Annotated in this window: 7 protein-coding genes and 1 riboswitch; all 7 genes read left to right on the forward strand. The window is 66.1% G+C overall.

The annotated features are described in order from the left end of the window. Window positions 1–7 precede the first annotated feature (7 nt). The 7 genes from xdhB (at window position 8) to ilvD (ending at window position 10,258) form a co-directional block, all read left to right on the forward strand. Entirely contained in the window at window positions 8–2,362 is a 2,355-nt protein-coding gene (gene xdhB / locus KHO41_RS36925; RefSeq protein WP_211958180.1) for a xanthine dehydrogenase molybdopterin binding subunit, read from the forward strand. Between the two features lie 168 nt (window positions 2,363–2,530). Beyond that, entirely contained in the window at window positions 2,531–3,523 is a 993-nt protein-coding gene (xdhC, locus tag KHO41_RS36930; protein ID WP_211958181.1) for a xanthine dehydrogenase accessory protein XdhC, read from the forward strand. A gap of 20 nt (window positions 3,524–3,543) precedes the next feature. Further along, the gene (locus KHO41_RS36935) at window positions 3,544–4,599 is read left to right on the forward strand and encodes an adenosine deaminase (RefSeq protein ID WP_211958182.1); all 1,056 of its coding nucleotides are present in this window, start codon (window positions 3,544–3,546) and stop codon (window positions 4,597–4,599) included. Window positions 4,600–4,660: 61 nt separating this feature from the next. Beyond that, complete coding sequence (guaD, locus tag KHO41_RS36940; RefSeq protein WP_211958183.1) at window positions 4,661–5,983, forward strand: guanine deaminase; 1,323 nt, start codon at window positions 4,661–4,663, stop codon at window positions 5,981–5,983. 173 nt (window positions 5,984–6,156) lie between these two features. Continuing rightward, complete coding sequence (locus KHO41_RS36945; protein ID WP_376989953.1) at window positions 6,157–7,299, forward strand: fatty acid desaturase; 1,143 nt, start codon at window positions 6,157–6,159, stop codon at window positions 7,297–7,299. Between the two features lie 49 nt (window positions 7,300–7,348). Further along, window positions 7,349–7,576: riboswitch (yybP-ykoY riboswitch) on the forward strand. A gap of 30 nt (window positions 7,577–7,606) precedes the next feature. Beyond that, window positions 7,607–8,182, forward strand: a complete 576-nt coding sequence (locus KHO41_RS36950; RefSeq protein WP_211958184.1) for a TMEM165/GDT1 family protein — start codon at window positions 7,607–7,609, stop codon at window positions 8,180–8,182. Window positions 8,183–8,398: 216 nt separating this feature from the next. Then, window positions 8,399–10,258, forward strand: coding sequence for a dihydroxy-acid dehydratase (gene ilvD / locus KHO41_RS36955; protein WP_211958185.1), 1,860 nt, complete (start codon window positions 8,399–8,401; stop codon window positions 10,256–10,258). The last annotated feature ends 283 nt before the right edge of the window (window positions 10,259–10,541 follow it).

Genomic DNA, 10,541 nt, shown 5'->3' on the forward strand with positions numbered 1-10,541 from the left:
GATCGGCATGAACAAGCAAACCGAACCGTTCCTGCTCGACGCCAGCGTGGCCGACGAGGCCGTGCCGCAAGTCGGCATCTCGCGTCCGCACGAATCGGCGCACCTGCATGTAGCAGGCACCGCGACCTATACCGACGATATTCCCGAGCTCGCCGGCACGCTGCACGCGGCGCTCGGCATGAGCAGCCGCGCCCATGCTCGCATCAAGTCGATCTCGCTCGACAAGGTGCGTGCCGCGCCGGGCGTGGTCGACGTGCTGACCGTGGATGACATCCCCGGCGTCAACGACTGCGGCCCGATCATCCACGACGATCCGATCCTCGTGCGCGACGTGGTGCAGTTCATCGGCCAGCCGATCTTCGTGGTGGTCGCCACATCGCACGACGCGGCGCGCCGCGCGGCGCGACTGGGCGTGATCGAATACGAAGACCTGCCACCGGTGCTCTCGCCCGAGGCCGCGCACGCGGCTGGCAGCTACGTGCTGCCGCCGATGCACCTGACCCGCGGCGAGCCGCAACAACATCTGGCCGCTGCCGCGCACCGCGACGCCGGCAAGATCCACCTCGGTGGACAGGAGCAGTTCTACCTCGAAGGCCAGATCGCCTACGCCGCGCCGCGCGAGAACGACGGCATGCACGTGTGGTGCTCGACCCAGCACCCGACCGAGATGCAGCACGCCGTGGCTCACATGCTGGGCTGGCACGCGCACCAGGTGCTGGTGGAATGCCGTCGCATGGGCGGCGGCTTCGGCGGCAAGGAATCGCAATCGGCCATGTTCGCGTGCTGCGCAGCACTGGCAGCGTGGAAGCTGCTGTGCCCGGTCAAGCTTCGTCCGGACCGCGACGACGACATGATGATCACCGGCAAGCGCCACGACTTCGTGTTCGATTTCGACGTCGGCCATGACACCGATGGCCGCATCGAAGGCGTGCAGATCGAGATGGTGTCGCGCGCCGGCTTCTCGGCCGACCTGTCGGGCCCGGTGATGACCCGCGCGATCTGCCACTTCGATAATGCCTACTGGCTGCCGAACGTGCAGATCGACGGCTACTGCGGCAAGACCAACACGCAGAGCAATACCGCATTCCGCGGCTTCGGCGGCCCACAGGGCGCATTCGCGATCGAGTACATCCTCGACAATGTGGCGCGCAATGTCGGCAAGGACTCGCTCGATGTGCGCCGCGCCAACTTCTACGGCAAGACCGAGCGCAACGTCACGCCGTATGGCCAGACCGTGGAAGACAACGTCATCCACGAGCTGATCGACGAACTCGTGACGACCAGCGAATACCGCGCGCGCCGCGAGGCCACGCGTGCGTTCAATGCGACGAGCCCGGTCCTGAAGAAAGGCATCGCGATCACGCCGGTGAAGTTCGGCATCTCGTTCAACGTGGCGCACTACAACCAGGCCGGCGCGCTCGTGCATGTGTACAACGACGGCTCGGTGCTGGTGAATCACGGCGGCACCGAAATGGGCCAGGGCCTGAACACCAAGGTTGCAATGGTAGTGGCGCATGAACTCGGCATTCGCATGGAACGCGTGCGCGTGACCGCGACGGATACCAGCAAGGTGGCGAACACCTCGGCGACTGCGGCATCGACCGGCGCCGACCTGAACGGCAAGGCCGCGCAGGACGCCGCGCGCCAGATCCGCGAGCGCCTGGCCGAGTTTGCCGCGCGCAAGGCCGGCGTGACGCCGGACAGCGTGCGCTTCAACGACGATCTCGTGATCGCCGGCGAGCTGCGCGTGTCGTTTGGCGACCTCGCCCGCGAAGCGTACGTGGCACGCGTGCAGCTCTGGTCGGACGGCTTCTACACGACGCCCAAGCTGCATTGGGACCAGAAGAAGCTGCATGGCCGCCCGTTCTACTACTTTGCCTACGGTGCGGCGTGCTCCGAGGTGCTGGTCGACACGCTGACCGGCGAATGGAAGCTGCTGCGCGCCGATGCGCTGCACGATGCAGGCAAGTCGCTGAACCCGGCCATCGACATCGGCCAGGTCGAAGGCGCCTTCATCCAGGGCATGGGCTGGCTGACGACCGAGGAACTTTGGTGGAACAAGGACGGCAAGCTGATGACGCATGCCCCGTCCACCTACAAGATCCCGACGATCAACGACTGCCCCGAAGACTTCAACGTGCGCCTGTTCCAGAACCGCAACGTGGAAGACAGCATCCACCGCTCCAAGGCTGTGGGCGAGCCGCCGCTGCTGCTGCCGTTCTCGGTGTTCTTCGCGATCCGCGACGCAATCGCGGCCGTGGGTGACTATCAGGTCAACCCGCCGCTGCGCGCGCCGGCTACCAGCGAAGCCATCCTGGACGCTGTCGAAGCCGTGCGCGAAGCTGCCGCACAGCCGGCCTGACGCGCGCGCCTGCCGGGCCCGCCGGACTTTCCCCCCTTGATCGCCCCCCGGCGGACAAGGGGCCGGCCGCCCGCGCAGGTGCGCGCCACCTCGCCGACAGGCAACCATCGACAACAGCACTGACAACGAGACCGGCGCCAGCCGGCGTTACCGACCAAAGGCCCCGACATGCAGGATGCACCGCTCAAACCCTTCCGCTTCGCCGACGCCGCCCGCATGGTGCGCACCGGCGTTCCCGTCGCGATGGTCACCATCGTCGAGGTCAAGGGCTCCGCGCCGCGCGAGCCGGGCATCCGCATGCTGGTCAGCGCCAACGATCTCGTCGGCACCATCGGCGGCGGGCATCTCGAATGGCGCGGCATGGATATCGCGCGCGCCATGCTGAACGAGGGCAAGGAGCAGCGCCGCATCGAGCGCATTCCATTGGGCCCGGCGCTGGGACAGTGCTGCGGCGGCGTGGTGCAACTGGCGTTCGAAGTGCTAGGGCAGGACGACCTGCACTGGCTGGATGCCGTAGAGGCCGCTTTTTCCGCGGGCAAGTCGCTGCAACGCACGGTGCCGGTTCGCGGTGCCGTCACCGCGGCGGAAAGCCGTGCGGTGATCGCGTCGGTCACGCTGGAAGCGGATGGAGCCTGGACCGACACGCTGGTTCCCGACGAAATGCATGTGGTGCTGTTCGGCGCGGGCCACGTCGGCCATGCGCTGGTCAAGGTGCTGGCCAATCTGCCGTGCCGCGTGCACTGGGTCGACGAACGCGACACGCTGTTCCCGGCCGGACTGCCCGATAACGTCGAGCCCGAGGCCAGCGACACGCCTGAAGCCGTTGTCGCGCAGGCCCCCGCGGGCAGCTATTTCCTGGTCATGACGCACAGCCACGCGCTGGACCAGACCCTGTGCGAAGAGATCTTCCGGCGCACGGACTTCGCGTATTTCGGCCTGATCGGCTCCAAGACCAAGCGCGCGCGCTTCGAACACCGGCTGGAGGACCACGGCGTCGACCCGGCCCGCTTCCCGGAAATGACTTGCCCGATGGGGGTATCAGGGATCACAGACAAGGCACCGGCTATGATTGCGGTAGCCATCGTCGCCCAGCTGCTGCAGGTCCGCGACCAGCGCCTCGCCGCGCTGCACGCGAGCCACGGGGAGACGGTGCATCCGTAACCACAAGACCGAGGCCCCACATGACCATCGATGCCGCGCTGGCGGACAAGATCCGCCGTACTCCCAAGGCAGAACTGCACGTGCATATCGAAGGCACGCTCGAACCCGAGCTGATCTTCCGGCTGGCCCAGCGCAATCACGTGAACCTGCCCTACCCCAGCGTCGAGGCCTTGCGCGCGGCCTATGCGTTCACCGACCTGCAGTCGTTCCTGGATATCTACTACGCCGGTGCCAGCGTGCTGCTGACCGAAGAGGATTTCTTCGACATGACCATGGACTACGTCAAGCGCGCCGTCGCCGACAATGTCCGTCATGCCGAGATCTTCTTCGATCCGCAAACCCATACGTCTCGCGGCGTGCCGATCGGCACCGTGATCGACGGTATTGCCGACGCACTGGCCCAGGCGCGCACCGAATACGATTTCTCGAGCAGCCTGATCCTCTGCTTCCTGCGCCACCTGTCGGAGGAAGACGCGTTCGCCACGCTGGAAGCCGCGCTGCCGTACCGCGACCGCTTTGTCGGCGTCGGGCTGGACTCGTCGGAAAAGGGCAACCCGCCCGAGAAGTTTGCGCGCGTATTCGCGCGTGCTCGTGAACTCGGCCTGCACCTCGTCGCCCATGCCGGCGAGGAAGGTCCTGCGCAGTACGTCACCGACGCGCTGGACATCCTCAAGGTCGAGCGCATCGACCACGGCGTGCGTTCGATCGACGATGCCGCGCTGATCGAGCGCCTGGCGCGCGAGCGCGTCGCGCTGACGGTGTGCCCGCTGTCGAACCAGAAGCTCAAGGTGCATCCGGACCTGAGCGCGCACCCGCTCAAGCGCATGCTCGATGCCGGCGTCGTGATCACGCTGCATTCGGACGACCCGGCCTACTTCGGCGGCTATATGAACGCCAACTGGGAAGCCACGTTCGCAGCGCTGCCGCTTGACGCGGCCGACGCCCACAAGCTCGCGCGCAACAGTTTTGAAGCGGCCTTCCTGCCCCCGGCGCAGAAGGCCGAGTTCCTGGCGGAGGTCGACCACTTCTGGTCGGCCGCGCCGACGTCCCCGCCTGCCACGGCCCCCGCGGCCTGAGCGGCGCATACCAATGGTCTGGCCCTGCGCGTGCGCGCCGGCCAGGCCCGAGAGACAGACCATGACGACCACTCCCCCGACTCCGTCCATTACCCGCGCGATCCGCGGCCGCGTGCTGCATTTCCTGCACGACCCGCAGTTCCACGAGGACGCCTATCAGTATTGGGAGGATGGTCTGCTGATCGTCACCGCCGGGCGCATCGTCGCGGCCGGCGACTACGCATCGCTGGCGTCGCGCATTCCGGCCGATGCAGAAGTGATCGACCACCGCGGCAAGCTGATCGTGCCGGGCTTCATCGACACGCACGTGCACTACCCGCAGACCGACATCATCGCGTCGCCGTCGCCGGGCCTGCTGCACTGGCTGGACACCTACACCTTCCCCGAGGAACGCCGCTTCGCCGAGCCTGAATACGCACGCGCGGTCGCCGGCTTCTTCACCGACGAACTGCTGCGCAACGGCACCACCAGCGCGGTGGTCTGGAGCACCGTGCACAAGGCTTCGGCCGACGCACTGTTTGCCGAGAGCGAACAGCGCAACCTGCGCATGATCACCGGCAAGGTGATGATGGACCGCAACTGTCCCGAATTCCTGCGCGACACCGCCGAAACCGGCGCGCGCGACTCGGCCGACCTGATGTCGCGCTGGCATAACAAGGGCCGCCTCGCCTACGCCATCACGCCGCGCTTCGCGCCGACATCCACCGAAGCGCAGCTCGCCGCCTGCGGCGAACTGGCCAAGGCCTATCCGGACGCATTCATCCAGACCCACGTCGCCGAAAACCGCGACGAGGTGAAATGGGTGGCCGAACTGTTCCCGGACGCGCGCAGCTACCTGGACGTGTATGACCGCTATGGCCTGCTGCGCCCGGGCGCGTTCTACGGCCACGCGATCTACCTGGACCAGGACGACCGCCGCCGCCTGGCCGACAGCGGCGCTGCCGTTGCACACTGCCCGACATCGAACCTGTTCCTCGGCAGCGGCTTCTACGATTTCCACCAGTCGGACGCCAACCGCCTGAACGTGACGCTGGCGACCGACGTCGGCGGCGGCACCTCGTTCTCGATGTTCCGCACCATGAACGCCGCGCACAAGGTCGCGCGCATGGGTGGCTACCACCTGACTGCGCTGCGCATGTTCTACCTCGCCACACGTGCCGCTGCGGAAGCGCTGGGCTGGTCCGACCGCATCGGCAGCTTCAGCGAGGGCTGCGAGGCCGACTTCATCGTGCTGGATCCGCAGGCTACGCCGCTGATCGCGCGCCGCAGCGGCCGCTCCGAATCGCTGGAAGAACAGCTGTTCGCATTTGCCATGCTCGGCGACGACCGGGTCATCGACAGCGTCTACGTGATGGGCGAGGCGGTCCAGATACCTATCATGTGACGCCAGCCCTACCTGCGGCCGCCCTCCAGCGGCCGCGACGGGCTAATACCCGGGAGCGCTCCGGCACAGCTTGACGGTGGTCAAGACTCATAACGGCAAAGCCCTCTAACCTTTGCGGTTCCGTTGCAGGCCCTGTGGGGCCGTACTGCAACGCCAGCAACCTGAAGGTTTCCATGACCACCACCGCTGCCACGCATCCCGAGGTACCGCTTCAAGCACCGGCGCCTGCCGACCAGCCGTTTCCCGAACCGATTTCCCCAGATCAGCCGATGCCATCCCGCAAGATCATCCGCGGCTGGCTGATCCCGCTTGGCCAGCGCAGCACGCCGCGCGCGCTGGCGCTGTTCGCGTTCGACTACCTGCTGTTCGCGGCCACGCTGGCCGGTGTCGTGCTGGCCCCGCACTGGGCCGCCAAGCTGGGCCTTGGCGTACTGGCGGGCCTGATCATCGCGCGCCTGTTCATCATCGGCCATGACGCCTGCCACCAGAGCCTGACGCCGCGCCGCGGCCTGAACAAGTGGCTGGGCCGGCTGACCTTCCTGCCTTCGCTCACGCCCTACAGCCTGTGGGAAGTCGGCCATAACGTCGTCCACCACGGCTACACCAACCTGAAGGGCTTCGACTTCGTCTGGGCGCCCTACTCGCTCGAGGAATTCCAGGCGCTGCCGCGCTGGCGCCGCGTGATGGAGCGCATCTACCGCACCGGCTTCGGCCCGGGCCTGTACTACCTGGTCGAGATCTGGTGGTGCAAGCTGTTCTTCCCGAACAAGCGCCAGATGGCCACGCGCCGTCCGATCTTCATGGCCGACTGCACGCTGGTGGCCGTATTCGGCGCCGCGTGGATCGGTGCGCTGGTCTGGGCCGCGCTGGCCACCGGGCAATCGGCATGGATGATGGTCGGCGCCGGCTTCGTGCTGCCGTTCCTGGCCTGGAACGTGACGGTCGGCTTCGTGCTGTACGTGCACCACACTCACACCAGCGTAGCTTGGTACGACACCAAGTCCATGTGGGCCAAGGCTCAGCCGTTCGTCTCGACCACGGTGCACCTGCGCTTTCGCCACGGCATCGGCGCGGCGCTGCATCACATCATGGAACACACCGCGCACCACGTGGACATGAGCGTGCCGCTGTACCGCCTGAAGCGTGCGCAGGCGCTGCTTGAGCATGCGCTGCCGGGCCGCATCATCATCGAGAACTTCTCGTGGCGCTGGTACTTCGACACCGCGCGCCGCTGCAAGCTGTACGACTTCAAGGCACTGTGCTGGACCGACTTCCGGGGCCGACGCACCAGCGAGCAGTCGCCCGTGCCGGCCTGACAAGTCACATTTTCCCGGGCGATGGACGCTCATCGCCCGCGCCGCTATAATCGCGGTTTCCATTGGGGAGTAGCCGCCCTGCTCTCACCGCTCCGCGCAATGCGGAACCCGGCAGACAGGGGCGTACGTCAACAGACTTGACCGCTTGCGGTTATGGCGTGCGCAGCTCCGGACCCGGCTGGCCATGAGGCCCAGCCCGATCCAAGGCCTGGCGAGACCGATGACCATACCTTTCTGGCCGGGCCGGGAAAGGTGTGCGTCATTGGCATCTCGCGATGCATGCGGCCCGGGTTACTCACACAACAACATGGAAGCCTTCCTCGTCTCCACAGGCATCGTCGCGCTCGCTGAAATGGGCGACAAGACGCAGTTGCTCTCGCTCGTCCTGGCCGCACGCTATCGCAAGCCCCTTCCCATCATCCTTGGCATCCTGATCGCCACGATCGTCAACCACGGCTTTGCCGGCGCGCTCGGCGGCTGGATCACCCATGTGCTCGGCGAAAACCTGCTGCGCTGGATTCTGGGCCTCGGCTTCATCGCCATGGCCGCCTGGATGCTGATCCCCGACAAGTTCGACGACGAAGAAAGCGCCAAGCCGGTGAAAGGCACGCTCGGCATCCTGATCGCCACCATCGTCGCGTTCTTCTTTGCCGAGATGGGCGACAAGACCCAGATCGCCACGATCGCGCTGGCCGCCCGCTTCAACGGCGCCGTGCTCGCCGTAGTGGCCGGCACAACCTTCGGCATGATGCTGGCGAACGCCCCGGCCGTGCTGCTCGGTGACAAGTTCGCCAACAAGATGCCGATCGCGCTGGTGCACAAAATTGCCGCCGGTATCTTCCTGGTGCTCGGCGTGCTGGCGCTGCTCAATATCGGCGGCTGACGGCTGGTCCCATCCGGCAATCCGCGGCGCGAGACCCGGATTGCCGGCCGCAACCGCGCGATCACCGGCCCGGCCGGCTGCACGCCGCGCCGGGTGTGGGATAATCGCGAGTTCTGCCCAGGGCGCAGCTCAAGAGGTTGTTCGCACGGGCGCATGAGGGGCCACTATTCCCGTGGCCCCGCATCCTTTCCGCGATACTGATTTCACAACCCCACAATGCCCGCATACCGTTCCAAGACCTCCACCGCCGGCCGCAACATGGCTGGGGCCCGCTCGCTGTGGCGCGCCACCGGCATGAAAGACGACGATTTCAACAAGCCGATCATCGCGGTGGTGAACTCGTTCACCCAATTCGTGCCCGGCCACGTGCACCTGAAGGACCTGGGCCAGCTCGTCGCGCGCGAGATCGAAGCCGCCGGCGGCGTGGCCAAGGAATTCAACACCATTGCGGTCGATGATGGCATCGCCATGGGCCACGACGGCATGCTGTATTCGCTGCCGAGCCGCGACATCATCGCCGACTCCGTCGAGTACATGGTCAACGCGCACTGCGCCGACGCCATGGTCTGCATCTCGAACTGCGACAAGATCACCCCGGGCATGCTGATGGCCGCGATGCGCCTGAACATCCCCGTGATCTTCGTCTCGGGCGGCCCGATGGAAGCCGGCAAGACGCGCCTGGCCAACCCGGTCACCAAGGCAGTCGAGTTCAAGAAGCTCGACCTGGTGGATGCCATGGTGATCGCGGCCGACCCGGCCTATTCCGACGCCGACGTAGCCGAAGTGGAGCGCTCCGCCTGCCCGACCTGCGGTTCGTGCTCGGGCATGTTCACGGCCAATTCGATGAACTGCCTGACCGAAGCACTGGGCCTGTCGCTGCCCGGCAATGGCACCGTCGTCGCCACGCACGCGGACCGCGAGCAGCTGTTCAAGCGCGCGGGCAGCCGTATCGTCGAACTGGCCCGCCAGTACTACGAGCAGGAAGACGCGCGCGTGCTGCCGCGTTCGGTCGGCTTCAAGGCGTTCGAGAACGCGATGACGCTGGACATCGCCATGGGCGGTTCCACGAACACCATCCTGCACCTGCTGGCAATCGCGCAGGAAGCGGGCATCGATTTCTCCATGAGTGACATCGACCGCCTGTCGCGCGTCGTGCCGCAGCTGTGCAAGGTGGCGCCCAACACCAACAAGTACCACATCGAAGACGTGCACCGCGCGGGCGGCATCATGGCCATCCTGGGCGAGCTCGAGCGCGCCGGCAAGCTGCACACCGACGTGCCGACCGTACACGCCCCGTCGCTCGGCGACGCGCTGAATCAGTGGGACATCGTCCGCACGAAGGACGAGGCCGTCCGTCATTTCTACATGGCTGGCCCGGCCGGCATTCCGACGCAGGTGGCGTTCAGCCAGAACACGCGCTGGCCGAGCCTAGACCTGGACCGCGCCGAGGGCTGCATCCGCTCGTACGAGCACGCCTTCTCCAAGGAAGGTGGCCTGGCAGTGCTGCGCGGCAATATCGCGCTGGATGGCTGCGTGGTGAAGACCGCCGGCGTGGACGAGAGCATCCTGGTGTTCGAGGGCTCGGCACACGTTACCGAGTCGCAGGACGAGGCTGTCGAGAACGTTCTTAACGACAAGGTCAAGGCCGGCGACGTCGTGATCGTGCGCTACGAAGGGCCCAAGGGCGGCCCCGGCATGCAGGAAATGCTCTACCCGACGAGCTACATCAAGTCGAAGGGCTTGGGCAAGGCTTGCGCCCTGCTGACCGACGGCCGCTTCTCGGGTGGCACGTCCGGGCTGTCGATTGGCCACTGCTCGCCTGAGGCTGCCGCCGGCGGCGCCATCGGGCTGGTGCGCGACGGCGACAAGATCCGCATCGACATTCCGAACCGGACGATCGATGTGCTGGTCTCCGACGAGGAACTGGCACGCCGCCGCGAGGAGCAGAACGCCAAGGGGTGGAAGCCGGCGAAGGCGCGTCCGCGCAAGGTGTCGGCTGCGCTGAAGGCGTATGCCAAGCTTGTTATGTCGGCGGACAAGGGCGCGGTGCGCGATCTGTCGTTGCTGGATGATTGAATGTTCGTTGGGGGGCTCCCCTTGTGATCAAAGCCGCTCTTTGGAGCGGTTTTTTTTTGGGTTTTTTGCCGGAGTGTGTGTGGTTATCGCGCTTGGCATGCGCCGCTGTTTCGCCGGCGTAGCCGGCGGGGGTTTTGGGGTTGGGGTTGATGTGTCGTTCTTGGCTGGCGCTGCTGTTTCGCCGGCGTAGCCGGCGAGTCACTTTTTGTCCGAGCGACAAAAAGTAACCAAAAAGCGCGTCGTTGCCGCTGGCCATCAATTCCACGGCGGCAGTCGTTCAAAC

The sequence above is a fragment of the Cupriavidus numazuensis genome (genome assembly GCF_905397435.1).
GTDB classification, from domain to species: Bacteria; Pseudomonadota; Gammaproteobacteria; order Burkholderiales; family Burkholderiaceae; genus Cupriavidus; species Cupriavidus numazuensis.

Coding starts and splice junctions, on each gene's coding strand:
- ilvD (WP_211958185.1), top strand. CDS start 8,399: ATGCCCGCATACCGTTCCAAGACCTCCACCGCCGGCCGCAACATGGCT.
- xdhB (WP_211958180.1), top strand. CDS start 8: ATGAACAAGCAAACCGAACCGTTCCTGCTCGACGCCAGCGTGGCCGAC.
- KHO41_RS36945 (WP_376989953.1), top strand. CDS start 6,157: ATGACCACCACCGCTGCCACGCATCCCGAGGTACCGCTTCAAGCACCG.
- KHO41_RS36935 (WP_211958182.1), top strand. CDS start 3,544: ATGACCATCGATGCCGCGCTGGCGGACAAGATCCGCCGTACTCCCAAG.
- xdhC (WP_211958181.1), top strand. CDS start 2,531: ATGCAGGATGCACCGCTCAAACCCTTCCGCTTCGCCGACGCCGCCCGC.
- KHO41_RS36950 (WP_211958184.1), top strand. CDS start 7,607: ATGGAAGCCTTCCTCGTCTCCACAGGCATCGTCGCGCTCGCTGAAATG.
- guaD (WP_211958183.1), top strand. CDS start 4,661: ATGACGACCACTCCCCCGACTCCGTCCATTACCCGCGCGATCCGCGGC.